Genomic DNA, 22,124 nt, shown 5'->3' on the forward strand with positions numbered 1-22,124 from the left:
ACCATGCCGCGCCCGGGCGTCTTCTTCTCCCACCTCCCCGCCCCCGGCGCGGGGCTGAGCGCGCGCGCCGACGTGGCCCTGTTCGCAGGGCTGCTGGCGCGGCGCGAGGCCCCCGTGCCCGAGGCTCTCCTGGCCCTGCTGGAAGAGGCCGGCTGGGCCGGCGCCGGCCCCTTCGCCCGCGGCCCCGCGGCGGTCGAGGCGCTGCTCGACTGCCCCGTGCCGGTGGAGAGCTGGGACGCTTTCGACGCGCTGTTCGACTGGCGGGGGCGCACGGCCTCGCCGGGGGATGCGCGGCCGGTTCCGAGCCCGATGGGCCTCGCGGTGCGCAGCTTCTTCGCGCAGGGCGGGCGAAAGGCCTGGATCGTGCGCACCGGCGATCCCTTGCCGGTCGTCGTGCCGGGCGAGGACGCGGCCGCCCATCGCCTCGTGCGTCGGCGGCGCCTGTCGCTCGCCGCCATCGACGAGCTGACCGCCGAGTTCGCGCCCCTGCTGCCGGGGTTCGAGGGGATCGGGATGCCGGTCTCCGCCCAGGACCCCGGGACCTGGCGGGGCGCGGCGCATCTGCTGGGGATCGACGAGGCGGCGATGCTGCTGCTGCCGGACCTGCCGGAGCTCTGCGCCGGCCCCCCGGCCCCCGCCGCCGTGATCCCCGCGCCGCCGCCCCCGCCCGAGGCCTTCCGCCCCTGCGGGCCGCTGGTATCGGAGGAGGCCGCCACGCCCGCGCCCCTGCCGCTGGAGGCGCCGCGCCTCGACGCCGACGGTTTCGCCACCTGGGCCCGCGCCCTGCGCCACGCGCTGGCGCTGGCCGAGGCGCCGGGCGGCGCCCATCACCGCCGCGACGCGATCCTGGTCGCGAGCCTGCCGCGCCCCGCGCCGGGCGCGGGCGATCCGCTGGCCCCGCTCGAGGTGCTGGCGGCCGTCGAGCCGATCGGCGACGGGACCTCGGCGCTGTCGGAAAGCTGGCTGGGCTCGCGCCGGCTGCAGCTCGCCTACCCCTGGGTCGCCACCCCCGGCGCCGCCTCCGGTCCCGAGGGGCTGGAGGGGGCGGAGGGGATCGCGGCGGGGCTCATCGCCCGCTCCGCCCTGGCGCTGGGCGCGCATCGCTCGGCCGCGGGGCGCGAGGCGCTGCAGGCGAGCCGGCTTTCGCCCGAGCTGGGCTCGGGGGAGCTGGCCCGCGGGCTGGCGCCCGGGGCCGCGGGCGGGGCGGACTGGGCGGGCGACCGGCTGACGCTGCTGGCGCGCGGAACCTCCGGCTTCAAGCTCGTCTCCGACGCCACCGCGGCGGTGGCGCGCGAGGGGCGGGCGGGCGGCGTCTCGCGCCTGATCGGGGTGATCGAGCGGGCGGCGCGCGAGCTTGGCCACGACCACCTCTTCGAGCCCTCGGGCGAGGCGCTGTGGGCCGAGACCCGCGCCGCGCTGGGATCGCTGATGGAGCGGCTGCGCGAGGCCGGCGCCTTCGCCGGCGCCCCCGCCTGGACCGTGCGCTGCGGGCGGGAGACGATGACCCAGGCCGATCTCGACCAGGGCCGGGTGATCGCGGAGGTGACCTTCCGCGCCGCCCAGCCGATCCAGCAGGTGACGGTCTCGCTCGCCCTCTCGCGCGCCCGGGAGGGGCTGGTCTGATGGCCGTCGTCGCGCCCTCGGGGGAGGACCGCTCGGTCCCGCTGCTGGCCTTCCAGTTCCACGTCAGCTTCGACCTGCCGGCCTTCGCCCGGGTCGACGGGCCGCTGCTGGGCGGGTTCTCGGACGTGACCGGGCTCGAGGCCACGATGGAGGCGCGCGCGATCCCGGCGGGGGGGCGCAACTACGGGCCGGTGCAGAAGGCGGGGCCGGTGACCTTCGCGACCGTGGTGCTCAAGCGCGGCGTGGTCGAGAGCCGGCACCTGTGGTCGTGGTTCGCGGCCTTCGCCGGCGCGCCGCCCGCGCCGGGGGCGTCGGGCGAGGCGGCCGCCCTCAACGGGGCCTGGGGGATGCGGGGCGACGTGACCGTGACCATGCTGCGCGGCGCCGAGCCGGTGTTCGGCTGGACGCTCCGCCGGGCGATGCCGGTGAAGTTCCGCGCGGGCGACCTCAACGCCCAGTCGGCGGACCTGGCGGTGGAGGAGCTGCACCTCGTCCACGAGGGGCTGGAGATGGAGGTCGCGTCATGACCGACCTCGCGCTCGGCAAGTTCCGCAACCTCGACGGGGGCGCGGAGCAGGCGGTCGACTTCAACCCCGCGACGCTGAAGGTCTCGCTGACCAACAAGCTCCAGGAGGAGGGGCAGGGCGGGGGCGAGGGGACGGCCGCGCAGCACACCCGCTCGACCACCGCCAAGCTGGAGATGGAGCTGGTCTTCGACTCCACCGAGGACGGCGCCGACGTGCGCGACAAGACCGGCGCGATCAAGGCGATGGCGGTGGTGGCGACGGCCAGTCCCACCCAGCCGCCGCGGGTGTCGTTCACCTGGGGGCGGTTCCTGTTCGCGGGCGTGATCGAGAGCCTCAACGAGACGCTGGAGTTCTGGTCGGCCGAGGGCGTGCCCCTGCGCGCCGCCGTCCAGATCGTGATGCAGCAGGTGGGCGAGGCGGAGGTGGGCGACCAGGTCGCCCCCGGCTCGCCCGAGAGCGCGGCGGTGCGCACGGCGCCCGAGGGCGGCTTCGGCGCGGCGCAGGTGGCGACCGACGCGGGCGACCCCGGCGCGGGGCGCAGGGTGGCGGCCGACAACGGGCTCGAGAGCATGCGGATGCCCGGCGGCGGGGCCGTGGGCGTCGGCGGCGGGGTGACGCTGCGGGCCGCGGCGGGGTTCCAGGCCTCGGCCTCCGTGGGGGCGGGGGTCTCGGCGGGCTTCGGGGCCTCGGCCGGGGCGGGGGCCGGGTTCGGCGCCTCGGCCGGCGCGGGGTTCGGGGCGTCCGCGGGCGCGGGCTTCGGCGCCTCGGCGACCGCGGGCGTGGGTTTCGGCGTGGGCGCGCGCGCCTCGGCCGGCGTCTCCGGCGGCTTCGGCGGCGGGATCGGCGCCTCCGCGGGCGGAGGCTTTGGAGCGTCGGCCGGAGGCGGGTTCGGCGCCTCCGCCGGAGGCGGGTTCGGAGCTTCGGCTGGAGGCGGGTTCGGGGCGTCCGCCGGCGGTGGGTTCGGGGCGTCGGCGGGCGGGGGCTTCGGGGCCTCGGCCGGGGGGAGTTTCGGCGCGACGGCGGGGGCGGCGTTCGGGAGTTCGGCGTCGGCGGGGGCCTCGGCCTCGGCGGGGGCGTTCTCGGGCTTGGGCGGGTCGAAGACGCCGCTGGCGAGCACGCTCGACCCCTCGCGCCTGCTGCCGCCGCCGCCTTCGGGCACGGCGGGGTTCGACGTGACGGGGCGGGCGACGGCCGGCGGCTCTTCGGGGCTGAACGCCGGGGTCCGGCGCTCGGTCAGCTTCTCGACGACGAAAGGATAGGCGATGCCCGTGGTGATCGACGAAGTGCAGGTGGAGGCGGCCCGGCCGAGGGGCGAGGGCGAGGCGGCCCCCCGCGCGCCCGGCCCGCAGCGCCCGCTCTCGCGCCATGAGTTCCGCGAGATGCTGCGGCGCGAGGATCACCGCCGCGCCCGGCTGGAGGCGGACTGAGCCATGCCCCGCGACGAGGCCCTCTCGAACCTGCGCCCCACCGTCCGCATCCGCGGGCTGGAGATGCCGGTGCTCGACCGCGCCATCCTGGCGATGACGGCGCGCGAGCAGGTGGGCGGGCTCGCCAGCCTGGAGCTGACGCTGGTCGACTGGTCCTCGGCCCCCGACGGGCGGGCGGGGTATGCAGCGGCCGGTTCCGACAATCCGCTGAAGCTGGGCGCGCCGATCGAGATCTATTGCGGCGACGTCCGCTCCCCCCAGCAGATCTTCGCCGGCCGGATCACCGCGCTGGAGGCCGAGAGCCCGCGCCAGGGGCCGCCGCGGATCACGATCCTCGCCGAGGACGCCCTGTTCCCCGCCCGCCGCATCCGCCGCCGGCGCCTGTTCGAGGACGCGAGCCCCGCCGACATCGTGCGCGCCGTCGCCCAGGACCACGGCCTGACGCCGGAGATCCGCGACGGGCTGGACGCGCCGCTCGCCGCCTGGGCGCAGGTGGACGAGACGGACCTCGCCTTCCTGCGCCGGGTGCTCGCCTCGGTCGACGCGGACGCGCAGGCGGTGGCGCAGACTCTGCAGGCCGGGCCCCGGGCGCGGGACCGGCGCACGGAGCGGGAGCTGGCCTATCCCCGCGACCTGCTGCGCGTGCGCATCACCGCCGACCTTGCGCGCCAGGCCGCCGAGACCACCGCCGCGGGCTTCGACCCCCTGACCGGGGAGGCGGTGAGCGCGACCTCGGCCGACCCCGAGCTCGGGCCGGGGGAGGGGCGCGGGGCCGCCGACATCCTCGCCGCCGAGTTCGAGGGCTGGCAGGCCCACCTGGGCGACCTCGGCGCGCTCAGCCAGGCCGAGGCCGACGCGCTCGCCCGCGCCGCGCAGGGCGCCTCGGCGCGCGGCTTCGTCACCGCCGACGGCCTGGCGATGGGGGACCCGGGGATCCGGGTCGGCTCGCGCGTCGCGCTCGTGGGCGTCAACCCGATGTTCGAGAACGCCTATTGCGTGACCTCGGCCATCCACCGCTTCGACCGGGAGGACGGATACGTGACCGAGTTCATCGCCGAATGCGCATACCTGGGGGCGGGCGCATGAGCTTCCAGCAGACGATCTCGCTCGCCGCCGCCCGCGCCGCCCAGCCGCGGCTGGGGCAGGTGACCTCGGTCGACGACCCCGAGGGGCTGGCCCGGGTGCGCGTGCGCCTGCACGGCGCCGACCCCGACGGCGAGGCCGAGAGCTGGGCGCGCGTGGCCGTGCCCTTCGCCGGCGGCGACCGCGGCGCCTTCCTGATCCCCGACGTGGGCGACGAGGTGCTGGTGGTCTTCGTCGGCGGCGACCTGCGCGCGCCCATCGTGGCGGGGAGCCTTTGGAACGGCCGCGACCTGCCGCCCGACGAGGTGGCCGGCGCCGTCGACCGCTGGTCCTTCACCGGCAAGGCCGGCACCCGGCTCGCGATCCTGGAGGACCAGGGCGGATCGGAGCGGGTGGAGATCGAGACGCCCGGCGGCGCGAAGATCACCCTCTCCGACCAGGGCGGCGGGCGCGCGACGATCAAGGCGGGCGGGGCGACGGTGAAGCTCTCGCCCTCCGGCGTCAGCGTCCAGACCGGGGCGCGGGTGACGGTCGACGCCTCGAGCGTCGCGATCTCGGCCTCGATGATGACGGTGGACTGCCCCTATGTGAATTTCTCGGGCGTGGTGAACTGCCAGACGCTCACCTCGACCGCGGTGATGTCGGCGAGCTACTCGCCCGGCGCGGGGAACATCTGGTGAGCCGGGCCGAGGCCCCCGCCGCGCGCCGCGAGGCGCGCGAGGCCCGCCGGGTCGCCCGCGCCTCGGGCCGCGCCGCGCGGCGCGCCCGCGCGGCCGAGCGGCCCCCCGCGCCGCCCCATTCGGTGGTCCTGCGCCCGCTGGGCGGGGCGGACCAGACCCTGATCGTGGACGTGGCGGAGGCGGATTTCCTGCCGGCGCTGCTGGCCGACCTGGGGGCCGAGGACTGGCGCGACCGGCTCGCCGCCCGCCGCTCCACCCGCCGCGGGCGCGCGGACGGGGTGATGGAGCTGTCGCAGCCCCTCCACCGCCGCTTCCACCTGGTGCTGCTGGAGGCCGTGTGCCGCGAGCCGGGCTTTCCGCGGGTCGATCCCGACAAGCTGGCGGGGATGGGCCTGGTGCTGCGGCGCGAGACGCGCAACGGACCGCGCGGCTGGATGCGCGAGCGCGGGCAGGGCCGGGGCTGGCTGCCGCTGGCGGGGACCGAGGCGCTCGACCCCGATCCCGCGGCGGCCGCGGCCCTCGTCCCCGACGGCGCGCCGCGGGCCACGCGCGCGCTGGAGCGGGCGCTGGCCGAGCGCCGCGGGACGGCGCCGCGGCTGACGGAGGAGATCGCGCCCCTGTTCGTCGCGCCGCCCGAGATCTGCGCCGCGCGGCGGCGCACGATCCTCTATGGCCTCGTGCCGGTGACCTCGGCCGAGACCACCGCCGCGCCGCCGCCGCTGGAGAACCTGTCGACCGCCGAGAACCGGCGGCTGACCGACCATTTCTCGCCCTTCCTCAAGAAGCGCGCCGCGCGCCGGCTGCCCCGGCGCGGCCAGGCGCTGGACCCGGCGTGGCGGCCGCTCGACCTCTCGGACGCGGAGGGGGACGACCGCACGCTGTTCCGCTTCGCGCAGCTTCTGCGGCAGCTCTCGACCGAGCTGGGGGCCTTCGGCGAGGGCGAGGCCGCGGGGCGGCTGCGCGCGCGCCTCGACCGGCTGCGCCTGCCGATGCGCCTGGACGACGACGGCGAGGCGACGGAGACGATGGGCGCCGCAGAATACTGCGCGCAGGCGGTGGAGATCCTGGTGGGCGAGGCGCCCAACCCCTCCGGCCTGACGATGCCCTGGCGCTGGCCCGAGATCACGCAGGCGGAGGAGGACGCGCTGCTCTCCCTCGCCCGGGCCTGCCTGAGCGAGCGCTTCGCCGAGGTGGCGCCCGAGCAGCCCAAGTTCGACGACGACGCCGCCCGCTACCGCGTGCGCGCCTTCTGCCGGGTGACGGGGCACGAGGATTGCCCGCCGAAGCTGGTGTGGAGCGCCGAGTCGGAGCCGTTCCGGATCCGGCCATGGTGGGACTCGGACGCGCCGCCGACCCGGATCTCGCTGCCCGACGTCGCGCAGGCCCGGCAGGTGAAGCCGGGCGTGGCCTTCGCCATGCCGCCGGCGCTGGCGAACCTGCTGCAGGCGGACATGAAGAAGCTCAAGGACGGGGAGAAGTCCGGCGGCGGCGGCATGGAGATCGGGTGGCTGTGCTGCTTCTCGATCCCGATCATCACGATCTGCGCCTTCATCGTGCTCAACATCTTCCTCAGCCTCTTCAACATCATCTTCCAGTGGCTGCTGTGGATCCGCATCTGCCTGCCCTTCCCCAAGCCGAGGAGCGGAGGATGAGCGGCCCGCGTCCCACCCTGTCGCGGCCCGTGGGTCCGCGTCCCTCGATCGGCTGGCCGCTGCTGCCGGTTCCCGATGCGGACGGCGGGCTGGGCTGGCCCTCGCTCGACGCCTCGGTGCGCCAGTCGATCGAGATGATCCTGCGCGTCACGCCCGGGGAGCGGCTGATGCGGCCCGCCTTCGGGGCGGGGCTGGAGGCGCTGGTCCACCAGCCCAACACGCTCGAGACCCGCGCCCGGGCGCAGGCCGCGATCGTGGAGGCCCTGCGCCGGCATGAGCCGCGCATCCTGCTCGACGCCGTCGCGGTCGATCCCGGCCAGGACGCGCGCGAATTGCTGATCACCCTGTCCTATCGCCTGCGGCCCACGGGAACGCCCGTGACCCTGACCGCGCGCGCGCCCGTCGGAGGAGCCTGATGCCGATCCGTCCCCCCGCCCTCGACGACCGCGGCTTCGACGATCTCGTCGCCGACCTGCTGCGCCGGATCCCGGCCCATACGCCCGAGTGGACCCATGCCCGCGAGGGCGATCCGGGCCGGGTGATGATCGACCTGTTCGCGTGGCTCGCGGACACGATCCTCTACCGCGCCAACCTGATCCCCGAGCGTCAGCGGCTGGCCTTCCTGCGCCTGATCGGCGCCGGCCTGCGCCCCGCCGCCCCCGCCTCCGGCCTGCTGGCCCTGTCGCTGGAGGACCGCGCGGCGGTCGCCCCGGCGCTGGTCCCCTCCGGCCCGATCGCGGAGAAGCCGGTCCCCTTCGCCGCCCGCACCGAGACGCTGGTCCACGCCGTCGAGGGTATGTGCGTGCTCAAGCGCCGTCCCGACCCCGACGAGCAGGCGGCGCTGGACGAGCTGCTGCCCGATCTGCAGGAGCTTTACGGCCTGGCGACGCGCCCCTCCGGCTACGTCTCCACGCCGGTGTTCCAGGAGGGGGCGGGCGCCCGCGACATCGCCGCCGAGACCACCGACGGCGCGCTGTGGATCGCGCTGCTGGCGGCGTCGCCCGCGCCGGCGCATCTCGACGCCGTGCGGCTGGAACTGGGCGGCGGCGCCGACGGCCGCCGCCGGGCGATCTCGGTGGGCGTCGCGCCCGTCCCCACGCCTCCCGGCCCGCTGGAGGAGGTCGGCCCCGGGCGCCGCATCCCCCACCGCTGGGAGGTCACCACGCCCGACGGCGGCCGCCTGCCGCTGGAGGTGCTGTCGGACGGCGCCTCGGAGCTGCGCAGGACGGGCGTGATCCGGCTGCTGCTGCCGGGCGCGGACGATATCGGCGCGCCGACCAACGACGTGCTGGCCGATCACCAGGCCGGCGTGGGCGGCCGGCCGCCGCGGCTCGACGACGAGGACGCGGCCGCGCGTCTCGTGTGCTGGTTGAAGATGACCCCCGATCCGGCCCTGCGCCTGACCTCGCTGCCGCTGGCCTGGGCGGGGATCAACGCGGTCGAGATCGAGCAGCTTCGCGCCCACGGCCGCCGCACCCTGGGGCAGGGGACCGGCGCCTCGGACCTGGAGCTGTCGCTGGGCGCCACCTCCGTCGAACCCTCCACCCTGCGCATCGAGGTCGAGGAGGAGGAGGGGATGCGCCCCTGGCGCCAGGTCGCCGACGTGGGCTCGGCCCCCGCCGGCGCCCGGGTCTATGCGCTGGACGCCGAGGCCGGGACGATCCGCTTCGGCGGCGGGGTGCGCGGCATGGCGCCCGCGGCCGGGCGTCAGGTTCAGGCGGCCTACATGCGCTCCGGCGGCGGGGCGGCGGGGAACCTGCCGGCGGGGGCGATCACGGCCGTGACCCGGCCCGGCGGCGCGCCCCGTCTGAAGGTCACCCAGCCGCTGCCCACCCTGGGCGGCGCCGACGCCGAGAGCCTGGCCGAGGCCGAGCGCCGGCTTCCGGCGGTCCTGCGCCATTCCGACCGCGCGGTGACGGCCGACGATTATCGCGAGCTGGCGCTGGCCACCCCCGGCGCGGGCATCGGGCGGGTGGAGGTGCTGGAGCGCTTCGATCCCAACGAGCGTTTCGTCTCCGCCCCCGGCGCCGTGTCGGTGATGGCGATCCCGCGCCGGGCCGGCCTGCTGGGCCCTGCGCCCCGCGCCGACCGGCCGACGCTGGAGGCGGTGCACGACTGGCTCGACGCCCGCCGGCCGCTGGCCACCCAGCTCTTCGTGGTGGGGACCGACTACGTGCCCGTGGGCGTCTCGGCCGCCGTGGAACTGAGCGACTCCGAAAACCGCGAGGCGGTGCTCGACGCCGTCTCCACCGCCATCCGCGCGCATCTGTGGGCGCTGGCGCCCGGAGGGCCGGACGGCCGCGGCTGGCCTTTGGGCCGGGCGCTCGACGACCGCGAGATCGAGGTCGCCGTCGGCCGGGTGCCGGGCGTGCGCGCCGTGGCTCCCGCCCGCCTCTTCGTCCGCGACCCCGCCGCCGGCGGCGCCTGGCGCCCCGTGCCCGAGGACGCCACCGGCCGCGCCCGCCTGCGGCTGGAGCGCTGGCAGCTGCCGGAACTCGCCATGCTGGCGGTGGCCGAGGGCGACGCGGCCTCGTCGACCCTGCCGCCGGCCTCGTCGGCGGGGGATGACTCGATCGCCGTGCCCGTCGTGCCGGAGCTCTGCTGATGGACGTCAACGGCCTGCGCACCTGGCCCCTGATGGACCGCGCCGCCCTAGGGATGGCGCGGGAGGGCGAGCTCGCGCCGCGCGACGTCGCCTGGGAGGCGGACTGCGCGGGGCTGAGGCTGGCGCGCCGGCAGGCGGCGCCCGTGCTCTCCGAGGACCTCGCCTGGGCGCGCAGCGCCGCCGCGGGGCCCTCGCCGGTCTGCGATCCGGCGGGGTCCTGGGCGTGGTGGGACGGGGAGATGCTGCGCTCGGGCGGGTTCCGCCCCGGCTCGGCGCCGCTGGTCGTGCCGGAGGAGATCCCGCCCGGCGTGCTGCGCCCGCACGACCTCGCCTTCGGGACCGACGACGTCCTCTACGTGGCGCGCAACGGCGCCGTGACGCTGGTGGACCGGCGCGAGCGGTGGCGGCCGGCCCGCGTCGCCCACCCCGCCTTCGACGTGCGCCGCCTGTCGCCGGCGCCGGACGGCGGGGCCTGGGCGCTGGACCGCGCCCGCGGGCAGGTCGCCCGCCTGCTGGGCCGGCCGCTGCGGGTGACGGGCGCCCGCCCCGGCCCCTCGGAGGAGATCTTCCAGCCGGTCGAGCCCAATCCCGACCCGCCGCGCCTGGTCCCGCTGCCCGAGGCCCGCCTGCCTGCGGGCCGCGAGGCCGCGCTGATCGCAGGCTCCCCCGCCGGCCGCCTCGCCGTGGTCGCCTGGCGCGACGAGGGACGGCCGGCAGAACTGTGGGAACTCTCGGAGGGCCGCCTGGTGCTGCGCTTCGCGATGGAGGGGGTGCGCCGGCCGTTCTCGATGGCCTGGGTGGGGGAGGCCTCGGTGGCGGTGATGGTCTCGCAGGGCGAGGCCGTGGGGCCGCAGGCGCTGGTCTACGAGGTGGACGCGGCCCTGTCGGGCGACGGGCTCGCCCGCCCGCTGGGGGCGGTGCACCGGGTGCTGTCGCCGTTCCTGCCGGCCTTCTGCAATGCGTTGGACGCGACGCCCCGGTATCTCGCCGCCGAGGCCGGCGCCGAGGAGCCCGCCTCGCTGCGCGCCCTGCGTCCGCTCTCCTTCGCGACATTCGCCAGGCGGGGCGCCACGCGCGCCTCGGTGATGGACGGGGGCTCGGACGGGTTCGTCTGGCACCGTGCGGCCTTCGAGGCGGAGGTTCCGGACGGCGCCGGCGCGATCCTCTGGGCGCACGCCTCCGAGGACCCCACCCCGCCCCCCGCGCCCGGAGAGCCGGAGGCGCCCGACTGGGCGCCCCACCTGCTCGGCCGGGCCGGAGCGGCGGAGGTCGCGGTGGACGCCGCGCGGGCGGCGGCGACCTCGCGCGCCTCGGAGCCGGAGTTTCATCAGGGCGTGCTGGAGGACGGCCTTCCCCATTCCCTGCTGCTGCAACGCCCCGGCCGGGCGGTGCGGCGGCTGGCGGGGCGGTTCCTGCATCTGCATCTGGAGCTGATCGGCGACGGGCGCTCGACGCCGCGGATCGCCTCGCTGCGGATGCTCGGCGGGCGGTTCTCCTACCGCGACCGCTACCTGCCGGCGATGTTCCACGAGACGCTCTCGGGCGCCGAGGCCGCGGCGCCCGGGCCCGCGACGCCGCCCGATTTCATGGAGCGGCTGCTGGCGCTCTTCGAATCCCGCTTCACCGAGATCGAGGACCGCATCGCCGCCGCCTGGCTGCTGACCGATCCCGCCTCCACCCCGGACGAGGCGCTGCCCTGGCTCGCCTCCTGGGTGGGCATCGCGGAAATCCCCGGCGAGGCCCCCGCCCGGATGCGCGAGCGCCTGAAGGCCGCCCCCTGGACCGCGCGGCTGCACGGGACCGCCGGCGGGGTGCTGGCGGCGCTGGAGCTGGCGACCGGGGGCGTCGCCGTCGCCGGCGCGCCCGTCGATCCGCTTGGAGAAACCCCGGCCCCCGGCGCCCTGGCGCTGGCCCGCGACGGGGACGTGGCGCACCGGGTGCTGACGCTCGGCCTCGCCGACCCGCGCAACGGGGGGGAGGCGGCGTTCCTCTTCGGGGGCGGGGTGACGGGGGGCGAGATCGTGATGGTCGAGGGCTTCCGCCTGCGCCGCAGCTTCGCGACGATCCTGGGGGCCGACCTGAGCGACCGCGACGACCCGCTGACGCTGGGGGGCGAGCCGTCGGGCAACTCCATCGTCGGCGACACGCTGATCCTGGGGACCCGGCGGGCGAAGCGGCTGCTGAACGCGCTGACCTCTTCGACCCCGCGGGGCCGGCGGCAGGTGGAGGCGTTCCTCGACGGGCTCGCCCACCGCGCGCTGGTGCTGGTGCGCGAGAGCGCGCCGACCCGCGACCTCGAGCGGCTGGCCGAGGTCGCCCGCGCCGAGGCGCCCGCCCATGTCGAGGTCGAGGTGCTGCGCGCCGACCGACCCCTGCGCGTCGCCGTCGCCTCGCTGGTGGGGGTCGACACCTATCTGAGCCCGCCCGAGGCCGTGAAACCGGCCCGGCTCGACCATCGCACGCGCCTCGCGGACGGGGACGTGATCGCCGGCGCAGGGCGGCTCGACGCCCGCGCCGAGGGGCCGGCGCCGCGCCCGCCCGTCGCCGTGCTCGACGGCCCCGCCTTCGTGGGGCTGGGGCGGGAGTTCCGGCTCTCGTCCGCCCGCTCCGCCGCCTTCGGCGGGCGCGGCCTCGCCCGCAGCATCTTCCTCTGGGACTGAAGGAGACCTCCCATGCCCGTGTTCAAGCCCAACGAGCCCGTCGTCCAGAAGGAGACGGACGTCCTCGTCGAGTCCTCCGGCGACGGCGCGCTGCCCATCGGGCGCCACCGCTTCCGGCTGGTGGTGGTGGACGAGGCGGGCAACGCCTCCGCCCCCGCCTTCCTCGAGGTGATCGTGCAGGACGACCAGGCCCCGACGGCCGTGCTCGACATCCGCAACGCGGATGGGGTGCGGATCGAGCCGGTGGTGGGCTTCGGGTCGAACTTCATCCTCTCGGGCGCGCGCTCGACCGACCTGCCGGCGGGCGGCTCGGGGGTGGTGGAATACCGCTTCACCCTGGTCGAGGGCTGAGCCATGGCCGAGCTCGTTCCCGGCAAGACCCTGGCGCAGAAGTCGCCCGACCTGCTGGTGGAGAACCGCCTGAAGGTCGGCCGCTGGCGCTTCCGCCTGACGGTGGTCGACGGGGCCGGGAACGAGAGCAGGCCCGCCGAGCTGGTGGTGCAGGTCGCCGACGACCCCGAGCCGCTGCTCAACGAGCGCCTGCGCCTGCTGCGCCTGGGCGATTTCTCGACCCGCTTCCCCCGCCGCCTGTAACGCCTGGAGGACCCGATGAGCCTGGACGATCCCCTGGTCCCCGCCGACCCGCTCGAGGCCGCCCCCGCGGCGGAGCGGGTGAACTACGAGACCGGCATCCTGCTCGACGCCGCGGATTTCCGCGACGAGCAGACCTATCATCGCGGCCGCCTCGCCGCGGCGCTGCGCGCGCTGCACGGGTTCGGCACGCTGGCGGGCCTGCGGGTGCGTGCGCCCGCGGAGGGCGACGGCGAGCTGGAGATCCGGGTGGAGCCGGGCCTCGCGCTCGACCGCGCCGGGCGGCTGATGGAGCTGCCGGCGCCCTGGTGCCTGCGCCTGACCCGCTGGTTCGACGGGCAGGAGACGGCGGCGCTGCGCTCGATCCTGCACAGCGCCCCGCTGGATCCCTGCGTGGTGGTGGACGTGTTCATCTCGGCCCGCGCCTGCGCCACCGGCCTGACGCCCAGCTTCGCCACCGGACCGTTCGAGGGGCGGGACGCGACCGCGCCCGCCCGCCTCGCCGAGACGCCGCGCCTGACGGTGGTCCCGCGGGCCGAGGCCGACCCGATCCCGGCGCCGCAGAACTTCTGGCCCGGGGCGGAGGCGACGGCCGAGGAGCGGCTGCAGGCGGTGCTCGCCGCCTGGACGCCCCTCGGCGTGCCCGAGCCGCTGGCCGAGCACGTGCCGGGCGAGGATCCGACCGCCGCGCTGCTCGCCCGCGTGGCGATCCCGGTGACGGTGGGCGAGGAGCCCGGCGCCCGCCCGCAGCTGGACCTGACCCTGCGCACGCAGGTGGACAACTCGCTCCGCCCCTTCGTCGCCCTGCCGGGGCGGTGGCAGGGGGCGGGGCTCGCAACCTCGGCCCTGATCGAGCCGTGAAGGAGGACGCGCCATGGCGGACCTGACGAAGGCCGGAGCCCGCACCCTGATCGAGGCCGCCGAGGCGCGCGAGATCGCCCGCCTCGCCCGCCCCGACGACCCCGACCTGATGGAGCGCGGGGCGCTGGAGGACGCGCTGGGCGAGGGGGCGCTGCTGCTCGACGGCCTGCGGCGTCGGCCGCGCTGGTTCGACGGGCGGTTCCTGACCGGCGCCGACCTGACGCGCGACCAGGACTATGTCCGCCAGCGCCAGGCGGACCTCGCCCGCGCCTCGGGGACCGGGGTGACGGAGGGGCTGGAGGTCTCGGCCTCCTCCGACAGCCGCGGGGCGGGGCTGGTGATCGAGCCCGGGCACGGGATCACGCCTTCGGGCGAGCTGGTGATGATCGGGACGCGGCGCGAGGTGGCGCTGCTGGACCTGGGCGAGGTGCGCCGGCTGAACGCGGTGCTGGGGCTGAACCTCGAGCCGCGCCAGCCGCTGGGCCGCCGCTCGGGCCTCTTCGTGCTGGGGCTGCGGCCGGTGGAGTGGACGGCGAACGAGATCGCGGCCTATCCGACCTCGATCGGCGGGCGGCGCAAGGTCGAGGACGGGGACGTGATCGAGGCGACCGCCATCACGCTGGTCCCGTGGAAGATCGGCGAGACCGCGGGGCTCGCCGAGGCGCGCCGGCTGGCGGCGCGCGAGATCTTCCTGGGCGAGCCTGCGGGGATGCCCCAGGACATCCTGCCCATCGCCATGGTGGCGCTGGACCGGGGATCGCTGCGCTGGATCGACCGGGCGATGGTGCGCCGCGAGACGGGGGCGGACACGCCCCTGCAGGTCAGCCTCGGGGCCCGGCCGCGGGCGCTGGCGGAGGCGTTCCTGATCCAGCATCGCGACCACCTCGCCGAGGTGATGGCGGCGCGGGGGGACGCGGGGCGGGGCGGGGCCTTCGCCGCCTCCCAGTCCTTCGCGGCGCTGCCGCCGTCGGGGCCGATGCCGGCCGCCGCGATCCTGCCGCTGGCCGACGGGTTCCGGCAGCTGTGGTTCCCGCCGGAGGTGGAGGTGACGCTCGCCTTCGCGCCGGAGGACGAGCTCGCCGCCATCGCCGAGGAGAGCCTCGCCCTGCCGCCCCTCGACCTGGTGGCCGAGGGGGCGCTGGAGGGGGTGGGGGTGAGCGTGATCGCGCCGGTCTCCCGCGCGCGGCTGGCGCGGTTCGAGGCGGCGCTGGCGGGGCTGAGCGTGAAGGCCGCGCCGGGGGCGGAGGCGGCGGGGACGCGCACGCCCGCCGACGGGCTGACGGCCCTGCTGGGGCGGCGGGCGCGCCGGCTGACGCCCACGACCGCGCCCGACGGGCTGACCGCGGCCGAGCGCGCCGAGCTCAACGCCTGGATCGCCGCCTGGGAGGAGGCGGTGGCCGCCCTGCCGACGCCCGAGGGCGGCGCCCCGACGGTGTGGTATGCGCGCCGCCGCGCGGTCCCGCGCGAGGCGGCGCTGACCGGCGTGGCGGTCCCCATCGCCGGCGACGACGCCCGCGCCGACGCGGCGGTGCGCGACCGGGCCGAGGCGCTGGGCCTGCGCGAGCGGCTGGAGGCGGTGGCCGAGCGCGCCACCTCCGCCGCGCGCTACCGGATCTCGGCCTTCCTCTCGGCCCCGGCGATGCTCGCCAGCGCGCCCCTGACCGGGGAGGCGGTGAGCCTGCTGGAAGCCGCGACGCCCGAGCGGGAGGGGACCACGCCCCCCACCCGGGGGGACACGGGCGACACGGCCTCGGTGCGCGAGAGCGCGGCGGGCGCCCTGCGCGAGAGCGCGGCCGGCGCGCTGCGCGAGGCCGCCTCGGGAAGCAGTCTGGCGAGCCGGATCGATGCGCTCTCGGCCCTGCGGGGCGCGGGGGGGGCGTCGCCGGCGCGGGTCGCCGTGGCGGCGCCGGTCGCAGACCTGCGCGGCGCCACGGCGCCGGCCGCGGTGACCGCGGGCCACGACCCGATGGAGCTGCGCCGCTCCGCCCTCACGCTGCGCACGGGGGCGGAGCGGATCGCCGTCTCGCGCATCCTGGTCGCGGCGGAGGCGGACGACGGGCCCGCGGTGCTGACCGAGGCGGACGTCCTGGACGTGGCCTCGGACTTCGACCTCGCGGACCTCGGGCTGGGCCTCGCCCGGCTGGAGGCGGCGATGGACGATCCGCTGGCCCCGCTCGACGCCGCCTGGATCGGGGAGGCGGGCCATGCGCTCGACCTCGACCGGCTGGGGCTGCGGCTGTCGGGCGAGGTGCTCGAGAAGACCGCCGCCGGGGTCTTCGACCATGCCAAGGCCCGCGACGCCGAGGCGCTCGCGAAACTGATCGACCAGGCCCTGTGAGCGGCCCGGACAGCAGGAGGGCGCCCCGATGCGCGTGACGGTTCCGATCGACGCCCCGCTCCGCGACGAGCATGTGCTGGCCGCGGACCCGCCGCTGGCCCCCGTGGCCGACGTCTGGCGGCGGCGGATCAACGCCTTTCCTGGCCGGGCGCTGGGCCACCGCGCCCTGACCGCCGAGCAGGCCGCCAACGCGGGCGTGCAGCGCCTGCGCGGGCGCTCGGTCTTTCCCGGCGTGATCGACGGGCTGGAGGCGGTCGCCGAGATCGAGGCGCTGGGCGCGCCGCCGGGCGAGGCCTGGCTGCGGCTGGCCGCGGGCGCGGGCCTCGCCCGTTCGGGCGAGGACCTGCGGGTTCCCGCCGACCGCCGGGCGGCGCTGGGGGCGCTGCCGGTCTGGGCCTGGGCGGACCTGCTGGACGCCGTCGCCGACGGGGCGCCGCCGCCGCCGCTCCCCGCGCCCGGCCCGGACGATCCCGCCTTTCCCGGCCTGCGCCCGCCGCTGCCGCGCCGTCTCGGGCCGTCGCTCGCCGACGCGCTGGCCGCGCCGGCCGCCGAGGCGCTGCCCCGCGCCGCCGTGCTGGTGCTGGAGCCCGCCACCGTCGCGATCCTGGCGAGCGGCGTGGACGACTGCCCGCCGGATCCGCGCAACGACCCCTACGACGACCTGCAGCTGATCGACGGCGCGCGCCTCGCGCTCGCCTTCTGGCCGTCGGAGATGCTGGCGGGCGACGGCGGGCCCGACTACGGCGCCGTGCCGGAGGGGCCCCTGAAGCGCAACGCGCTGGCCCACCGGGTCTTCGCCATGGAGGCGCGCCTCGGCCCCCGCGGCGCCCACCCGTGGGAGGGGCTGGGCCTGCCGCTGGCGCTGGTCGGCTTCGCGCCGGACTGGACGCTGGAATTCGTCGACCGCGCCGCGGTGCGCCGCATGGGGGGCACGCCCGCGCCGCGCACGGCGGCGCTGGAGGGGCAGGGGAGCCCCGCCCTCCACCAGGCCCGCGTCGCCCAGTTCGCCGAGCATCTGGCCGACCTGCCCGAGCTGACCGCCGAGGCCTTCGCGAGCGCCTTCCGCACGCTGCCCCCGGCGGGGGGGCTGCCGCGGGATGCGATCGACCTCGCCACCCGGCGACGCAGCCTGTTCCCCGCGACCGCCCGCGTCTCGCTGCGCCCGGCGCCGGCGGAGGAGATCGAGATGGCGGTGGCGGAGTCCGCGCCGCTCGCCCCCCTGCGCCTCGACCGGCCCGAGACGGTGGAGCTGCTGGCCCCGGTGCCGGCCGCGGTCTACGAGCCGAGGCTCTTCGAGATCGAGGCCGTCGACCCGGCCTTCGCCGCCGCGATCCGCGCGATCGAGCGCGACCGCTCCGAGTGGCTGGCGCGGCGCGAGACGGTGCGCGCCCGCCGCGACCGGCTGGCCGCCGAGATCTCGGGCGAGATCCCGGGCTGGGACGAGGCGCTCTCGCCCCCCGCCGAGATGGTGCAGGACGGGGCGCCGCTGTCGGCGAACCGCATCCGCCGCGTGCCCGCGGCCGAGGGCGAGCAGGGCCACAGCTTCCGCGACGCGGGCCGCGCGTTCCCCTTCGGCCCGGGCGAGCGCCTGTTCTGCTGGGTGCGCGTCTCGGCGGGCGGCCCCGCCCCGGCGCTGGGCGTGCAGATGCGCGCCGACAACCACGAGGGCGTGCTCGGCTTCGGCTGGGGCGCGCCCGAGGGGCTGAACTGGCTGCGCCAGAACCCCGCCTTCCGGCTGGGGGCGATGCCCGCCACGGGCGAATGGCTGCGGCTGGAGGCGCCGGCGGCGGCCCTCTGGGCGGCGGCGGGGCCGGACGTGGCCTCGCTCCGGCTCGGGGGGCTTGGCTTCTCCCAGTCGGCGGGGACGGCGGTGGAGTGGGGGCCCGCGGGGGTGATCGACGCCGCGGGCCGGATGCGCGTCTGGCTGCGCGACGCGGTCCCCGCGGGCGCGGTGCAGAGCTGGATCGACGGCGACGAGGTCTGGGAGTGGACCGCCCTGCGCACGCCGCCCGAGGAGGACGGCTTCGGCATCGCCCCCGACGCGGCCGGGGAGCCCGCGGTGCAGGCGGTCGAGGCGCTGGTCGCCCGCTGGCCGCAGCCCTATCTCGCCGACGAGTTCGCGGTGCTGCGCGCGCAGGGGCTCGACGCCTTCCTCGACCTGATGAAGCGGCGCATCGACCGCACCAACGACCGGGTCGACTTCGGCTTCGTGCGGGCGCGCGCCGACATCTACCGGCTGCGGCGCTTCATGCTGGGCGGGGACGCGGCGGCGAAGCTGGTGACCTCGCCCGCGCTCGCCGATCTCGCCACCCGCGAGGAGGGTGCGCGCGCCACCGCCGAGAACCTGTCGGAGTTCCTCAAGGCCGCCTATGTGGCGAGCCCGCTGCGCGATCCCGACGATCCGCTGAGCCGCCAGCCGATCCCCGACGACGGGGTGATCACGGCCGCCGCCCGCACGGCGGCGCCGGGCGGGACCGCGGGCGCGGGCGACGCGCTGGCCTCGGCGCGGGCGGCGCTGTCCTCGGGCGCCAGCCTCTCCGCGATCTCGGCGGGCGCCTTCGAGGGGATGCTCTTCGAGCGCGACTTCACCCTGGCCGAGGGGACCTTCGCCCTGCGCGAGCCGACGCTCGGCCTCGCGGGGCTGCAGGCGAGCTTCGCGGGCGTCGACTTCGGGACCGACGACGTGCTCGACCAGGCGCCGCTGCCGGGCGCGGTGGAGCGCACCGCGACGGTGGCCGAGCGGCTGGAGATCGCCCCCGCCGTCGAGGCGCAGCAATACGCCGTCGCCGGCAAGATGGAGGCGCTGGGCGTCGTCGGCGCCCTGATCGGCGGCGGGGCGGAGCGCGAGGGCGTGGCGCTGGGCGACCTCGCGGCCCCGGGCTGGGTCCCCGCCTCGGGCGAGGGCGAGGCGAGCGTGGCCGCGGTGCTCGCCAACCCCACCGCCTTCCGCGACCGGGACGCGGCGGCGGGGCGGCACGAGGCGTCGTATTTCGCCTCGGGCGCGGCCTCGATCGACAGCACCGTCTCGCTGCTGCGGCTGATCGAGGCGCGGGTGGCCGTCTACCGCAAGGCGCTCGCGGACGCGACCGCGGTGCGCAAGGCGCTGCGGGCGCTGATCGGCCGGGCCGACGCCCGCCTGACCGCCATCGACGTGGAGGTGGCCGAGGCCCGCCACGACGCCGCCGTGGCCGCGGCGCTGCTGGCCGAGGAGCAGGCGCGCGTGGACGCCGTCAACGCCCGCCGCGCCGCGGTGATCGAGCGCCATGTGGCGGGCTTCGTCTTCCGCCGCCCCCGCCGGGCGCCGCTGGTGCGGGAGGTTCCCGTGGCCGCCGTCTCGGCCGCGGCGAGCCGGGCGCGGGACCTGATCTGCCCGCCCGACGACGGCTCGGCCCCCGAGGAGATCCGCGACTACCTCGCCCTGCTGGCCGAGACGCCGGCCGGCTGGTGGAAGGCGGGCGTGGCCGAGATCGCGCGGCTCGACCGCCTGCAGGCCGCGCGCGAGGCGCTGGTCATGGTCCAGGCCCGCGCCGCGATGCCGATGGCGGCCGCGGCCTCGGGCTGGATCGCCGCGCAGGAGACGCCGGGCGGACGCGCCGTGCGCGGGGCGCTGAAGGCGCGGCGCGCGGGGGCGGAGACGCGGCGGACGAAGGCGGCGGAGATCGACCTCGCCGCCGCCGCGCGCCTCGACCTCGCCGCCGCGCAGGCGAGCCTGCTGGCGCGCGCGGCGCTGGCCGATCTGGCGCAGGCGGCGGTGCGGCGGGCGGGTCTCGCCCGGCGGGTGGCCGAGGAGGTGGAGCGGATCGGCGACGCGGCCGCCTGCCTGCACGCGGGCTTCGCGCAGGCCTCGCCGGCGGTGCGGCTGGGCTGGGCGCAGGCGCTGAGCGCCTTCGACGATCCCGCGCCGATGCGCGATCTCTCGACGCTGCCCGGCTGGGGGGCGCTGCCGCTGGAGCTGCGCCGGGCGTTGCAGGACGTGGCCGACTGGCTCTACGCCCGGCTCGCGCCCGGCGAGGCGGAGGCCCGCGCGGCGATGGACGATCTGGTGCGGATCTGCGCGCTGACCGCGTCGCTGGCGCCGGCGGGGGCGCTGGTCCCGGCGCGGCTGGCGGCGCCGGCGCCGCTGAAGCCCGGGGCGATCTGGGTGCTGGCGGTGGATCTCTCGCGCGCCCGCGCCGGCATGGCCGCGGTGATGCGCGACGCGGGCGGGCAGGAGGTGATGCGGGCGCGGATCGTGGACCTGGGCGACGACGGCGCCCGGGCCGAGGTGGTCCGGGTCGCCCGCGGCGCCCCCTCCGTCGCCGCCGCGGGGATGCGGCTGGAGCTGCTGGGCGAGGGGCCGTCGTGAGCGCCGCCGGCGTCCCGCCGCCGGCGCGCCCGCCGCGCACGCAGGCCCGGCCCGGCCGCCCGCCGCGCGCGGCCGGCCGGCCCGCGCGCCTGCGCTGTCCTCCAGACGGGAGCGAGCGTCGCCCACGCGCGCACGGCCGGCGCGGGCGATCGTCGCGGACGGTCGGGGGGGCCGGGCGTCGCGGGCGGGGACGCGCGGTCTCGGGATCGAGGCCGGGGCCGCTTTCCGGGGGGAGGGCCTGATGGCCGAGGCGCGTGCGGCGCGCTGCCGGGTGCGGGGGCCGCAGGGCTCGGCCGGGCGGCTCACGGCGCTGGCGGCGGATGCGCTGCGCACGGCGCCCGATCCGGGGGGGCGGCTGCTGCTGCTGCGCCGGCTGGACCTGGGCCTCGCCGCGCCGCGGGGCGCGGGCGGGGATCCGGCCCGCGCGGCCCTCGCCCGCCGCGCCGACGAGGCGCTGCGCCGCGCGGCGTTGACCGCCGTGCATGGCGGCGCGCCCCATGCGGGCGCCGCCGGGGCGGTGTGGTTCCGCGACCTCGCCGAGGCCCGCCGGTTGCTGCTGCTGCGCCGGGCCCGGGGCGCGCCGACCGACGCCTGGTTCTGGCGCCTCGCCGTGCCCGGCGCCGCGCGCGGCGCCGATCCGGCGCCGGCCGCCGCCGCCGCGCTGCTGGGCGAGGCCGCGCGCTCGGCGGAGGCCGAGCAGGAGCTCGCCCGCCTGCTCCGCGAGGCCGCCGGGCAGGGCGCCGCGCCGGCCCTCGTCGCGCTGCTGCTCGCCGCCCGGGGCGGCGCGGCCGAGACCCCGGCCGCCGTCGGCGCGGCCGGGCCGCAGGCGCCCTCCGCGGCGCCGACGGCTTCGGTGGAGGCGCAGGCCGAGGCGCGCCGCCTTCTCGACGCCGCTCCCGAGGCGGTCGCCGGGCCGCTGCGGCGGCTTCTGCGCCGCCCGCCGGGAACGTCCGCGCCGCCGGCCTGGCTGCGCCGCGCGGCCCTGCTGGCGGCCGCGCCGGGGCTCGCCGCGGCGCCGCGGCGGCTGGAGACGCTGGCCGGGGCGCTGACCCTCCCCGCCGCGCCCAGGGGGCCGGAGCGCGGCCCGCGGGCGGCGCCGGCGGTGGGCGGAGCCGGAGCGCGCGCCGATCCGGCGCCGCCTGCGCCGCCGGGCGCGCCTGCCGCGGCGCCGGACCGGGGGCGCCCCGCGCGCCGGACGGACGGAGAGGCGACGGAGAGCGACGCGACCCCGTCGCCGGCGCCCGAGCCGGCGCCGCCGCCGGATGCGGAGGTCTTCAGCCCCTCCGCCGGGCTGCTGCTGGCGGCGACGCCGCTGCGCAAGGCGGGGTTCGCGGACTGGCTGGCGGGGCGGGGCGATCTCGCGGCCGCGGGCTTCGGGCCGGCGTTCCTGTGGCATCTCGCGCGGGTCCAGGCGCGGGACGCGGCGGATCCGCTGCTCGACTGCCTCGCGCCCTGGGCGGGGGCGCCGGCGGCGGACCCGGGCTGGGCGCGGGCCTGGCGGCGCGGGCTCGACAGCTGGCTGCGGCGGCGGGCGGGGCGGCGTCTGCACGACCTCGCCGGGCGGGGCGGCTGGCTGACCTGGACCGAGGGGCGGATCGAGGCGCGCTATCCCGCCGCCGCCGCCGACCTCGCGCTGCGCCGCCGGGGGCTCGACGCCGATCCGGGCTGGGTCCCCTGGCTGGGGCGCAGCCTGCGCTACCGCTTCGACGACGCGCCCGCCCCATGACCTGCA

Annotated in this window: 16 protein-coding genes; all 16 read left to right on the forward strand. The window is 78.1% G+C overall.

Annotated features, from left to right (window positions below; translation table 11 throughout):
- The first annotated feature begins 3 nt into the window (after nucleotides 1–3).
- The 16 genes from BM064_RS15310 to BM064_RS15380 all read left to right on the forward strand — a co-directional run bounded on the left by BM064_RS15310 (nucleotide 4) and on the right by BM064_RS15380 (nucleotide 22,118).
- On the forward strand, nucleotides 4–1,623 hold the full coding sequence (locus BM064_RS15310; protein WP_092860774.1) for a hypothetical protein: 1,620 nt from the start codon (nucleotides 4–6) through the stop codon (nucleotides 1,621–1,623).
- Nucleotides 1,623–2,150: a phage tail protein gene (locus BM064_RS15315; protein WP_092860776.1), complete on the forward strand. Its 528-nt coding sequence runs from the start codon at nucleotides 1,623–1,625 to the stop codon at nucleotides 2,148–2,150. Before BM064_RS15310 ends, BM064_RS15315 begins: the two co-directional genes overlap by 1 nt.
- Nucleotides 2,147–3,409 (forward strand): CIS tube protein, encoded by a 1,263-nt coding sequence (locus BM064_RS15320; RefSeq protein ID WP_092860778.1) that lies wholly within the window; start codon nucleotides 2,147–2,149, stop codon nucleotides 3,407–3,409. The genes BM064_RS15315 and BM064_RS15320 overlap by 4 nt, the downstream gene beginning before the upstream one ends.
- 3 nt (nucleotides 3,410–3,412) lie before the next feature.
- Entirely contained in the window at nucleotides 3,413–3,577 is a 165-nt protein-coding gene (locus BM064_RS27505) for a hypothetical protein (RefSeq protein ID WP_177236274.1), read from the forward strand.
- 3 nt (nucleotides 3,578–3,580) lie between these two features.
- On the forward strand, nucleotides 3,581–4,663 hold the full coding sequence (locus tag BM064_RS15325) for a phage late control D family protein (protein WP_092860780.1): 1,083 nt from the start codon (nucleotides 3,581–3,583) through the stop codon (nucleotides 4,661–4,663).
- Nucleotides 4,660–5,340 carry a phage baseplate assembly protein V gene (locus tag BM064_RS15330; RefSeq protein ID WP_092860782.1) on the forward strand — a complete coding sequence of 227 codons (681 nt, stop codon included), beginning with the start codon at nucleotides 4,660–4,662 and terminating at the stop codon, nucleotides 5,338–5,340. The genes BM064_RS15325 and BM064_RS15330 overlap by 4 nt, the downstream gene beginning before the upstream one ends.
- Nucleotides 5,337–6,992, forward strand: a complete 1,656-nt coding sequence (locus BM064_RS15335) for a hypothetical protein (protein ID WP_092860784.1) — start codon at nucleotides 5,337–5,339, stop codon at nucleotides 6,990–6,992. Before BM064_RS15330 ends, BM064_RS15335 begins: the two co-directional genes overlap by 4 nt.
- Nucleotides 6,989–7,408 (forward strand): GPW/gp25 family protein, encoded by a 420-nt coding sequence (locus BM064_RS15340; protein WP_092860786.1) that lies wholly within the window; start codon nucleotides 6,989–6,991, stop codon nucleotides 7,406–7,408. Before BM064_RS15335 ends, BM064_RS15340 begins: the two co-directional genes overlap by 4 nt.
- A complete protein-coding gene (locus BM064_RS15345; protein ID WP_092860788.1) occupies nucleotides 7,408–9,597 on the forward strand; it encodes a putative baseplate assembly protein in 2,190 nt (729 codons plus the stop codon). Before BM064_RS15340 ends, BM064_RS15345 begins: the two co-directional genes overlap by 1 nt.
- Nucleotides 9,597–12,257 (forward strand): phage tail protein, encoded by a 2,661-nt coding sequence (locus tag BM064_RS15350; protein WP_092860790.1) that lies wholly within the window; start codon nucleotides 9,597–9,599, stop codon nucleotides 12,255–12,257. The genes BM064_RS15345 and BM064_RS15350 overlap by 1 nt, the downstream gene beginning before the upstream one ends.
- Nucleotides 12,258–12,269: 12 nt before the next feature.
- On the forward strand, nucleotides 12,270–12,608 hold the full coding sequence (locus tag BM064_RS15355) for a hypothetical protein (protein ID WP_092860792.1): 339 nt from the start codon (nucleotides 12,270–12,272) through the stop codon (nucleotides 12,606–12,608).
- A gap of 3 nt (nucleotides 12,609–12,611) precedes the next feature.
- The gene (locus tag BM064_RS15360) at nucleotides 12,612–12,851 is read left to right on the forward strand and encodes a hypothetical protein (protein ID WP_092860794.1); all 240 of its coding nucleotides are present in this window, start codon (nucleotides 12,612–12,614) and stop codon (nucleotides 12,849–12,851) included.
- Between the two features lie 15 nt (nucleotides 12,852–12,866).
- Nucleotides 12,867–13,709 (forward strand): hypothetical protein, encoded by an 843-nt coding sequence (locus BM064_RS15365; protein WP_092860796.1) that lies wholly within the window; start codon nucleotides 12,867–12,869, stop codon nucleotides 13,707–13,709.
- A 13-nt stretch (nucleotides 13,710–13,722) separates the two neighbouring features.
- Complete coding sequence (locus tag BM064_RS15370; RefSeq protein ID WP_092860798.1) at nucleotides 13,723–16,047, forward strand: hypothetical protein; 2,325 nt, start codon at nucleotides 13,723–13,725, stop codon at nucleotides 16,045–16,047.
- Nucleotides 16,048–16,075: 28 nt separating this feature from the next.
- Nucleotides 16,076–20,392, forward strand: a complete 4,317-nt coding sequence (locus BM064_RS15375) for a hypothetical protein (protein WP_092860800.1) — start codon at nucleotides 16,076–16,078, stop codon at nucleotides 20,390–20,392.
- Between the two features lie 241 nt (nucleotides 20,393–20,633).
- The gene (locus BM064_RS15380) at nucleotides 20,634–22,118 is read left to right on the forward strand and encodes a hypothetical protein (RefSeq protein ID WP_092860802.1); all 1,485 of its coding nucleotides are present in this window, start codon (nucleotides 20,634–20,636) and stop codon (nucleotides 22,116–22,118) included.
- The last annotated feature ends 6 nt before the right edge of the window (nucleotides 22,119–22,124 follow it).

It is taken from the genome of Albimonas pacifica (assembly GCF_900113695.1).
In the GTDB taxonomy this organism is placed as follows: Bacteria; Pseudomonadota; Alphaproteobacteria; order Rhodobacterales; family Rhodobacteraceae; genus Albimonas; species Albimonas pacifica.

Bases quoted from the DNA above. Each gene is read 5' to 3' on its own strand.
- BM064_RS15375 (WP_092860800.1), top strand. From the start codon at position 16,076: ATGCGCGTGACGGTTCCGATCGACGCCCCGCTCCGCGACGAGCATGTG.
- BM064_RS15355 (WP_092860792.1), top strand. From the start codon at position 12,270: ATGCCCGTGTTCAAGCCCAACGAGCCCGTCGTCCAGAAGGAGACGGAC.
- BM064_RS15360 (WP_092860794.1), top strand. From the start codon at position 12,612: ATGGCCGAGCTCGTTCCCGGCAAGACCCTGGCGCAGAAGTCGCCCGAC.
- BM064_RS15350 (WP_092860790.1), top strand. From the start codon at position 9,597: ATGGACGTCAACGGCCTGCGCACCTGGCCCCTGATGGACCGCGCCGCC.
- BM064_RS15320 (WP_092860778.1), top strand. From the start codon at position 2,147: ATGACCGACCTCGCGCTCGGCAAGTTCCGCAACCTCGACGGGGGCGCG.
- BM064_RS15325 (WP_092860780.1), top strand. From the start codon at position 3,581: ATGCCCCGCGACGAGGCCCTCTCGAACCTGCGCCCCACCGTCCGCATC.
- BM064_RS27505 (WP_177236274.1), top strand. From the start codon at position 3,413: ATGCCCGTGGTGATCGACGAAGTGCAGGTGGAGGCGGCCCGGCCGAGG.
- BM064_RS15330 (WP_092860782.1), top strand. From the start codon at position 4,660: ATGAGCTTCCAGCAGACGATCTCGCTCGCCGCCGCCCGCGCCGCCCAG.
- BM064_RS15345 (WP_092860788.1), top strand. From the start codon at position 7,408: ATGCCGATCCGTCCCCCCGCCCTCGACGACCGCGGCTTCGACGATCTC.
- BM064_RS15365 (WP_092860796.1), top strand. From the start codon at position 12,867: ATGAGCCTGGACGATCCCCTGGTCCCCGCCGACCCGCTCGAGGCCGCC.
- BM064_RS15370 (WP_092860798.1), top strand. From the start codon at position 13,723: ATGGCGGACCTGACGAAGGCCGGAGCCCGCACCCTGATCGAGGCCGCC.
- BM064_RS15315 (WP_092860776.1), top strand. From the start codon at position 1,623: ATGGCCGTCGTCGCGCCCTCGGGGGAGGACCGCTCGGTCCCGCTGCTG.
- BM064_RS15340 (WP_092860786.1), top strand. From the start codon at position 6,989: ATGAGCGGCCCGCGTCCCACCCTGTCGCGGCCCGTGGGTCCGCGTCCC.
- BM064_RS15310 (WP_092860774.1), top strand. From the start codon at position 4: ATGCCGCGCCCGGGCGTCTTCTTCTCCCACCTCCCCGCCCCCGGCGCG.
- BM064_RS15380 (WP_092860802.1), top strand. From the start codon at position 20,634: ATGGCCGAGGCGCGTGCGGCGCGCTGCCGGGTGCGGGGGCCGCAGGGC.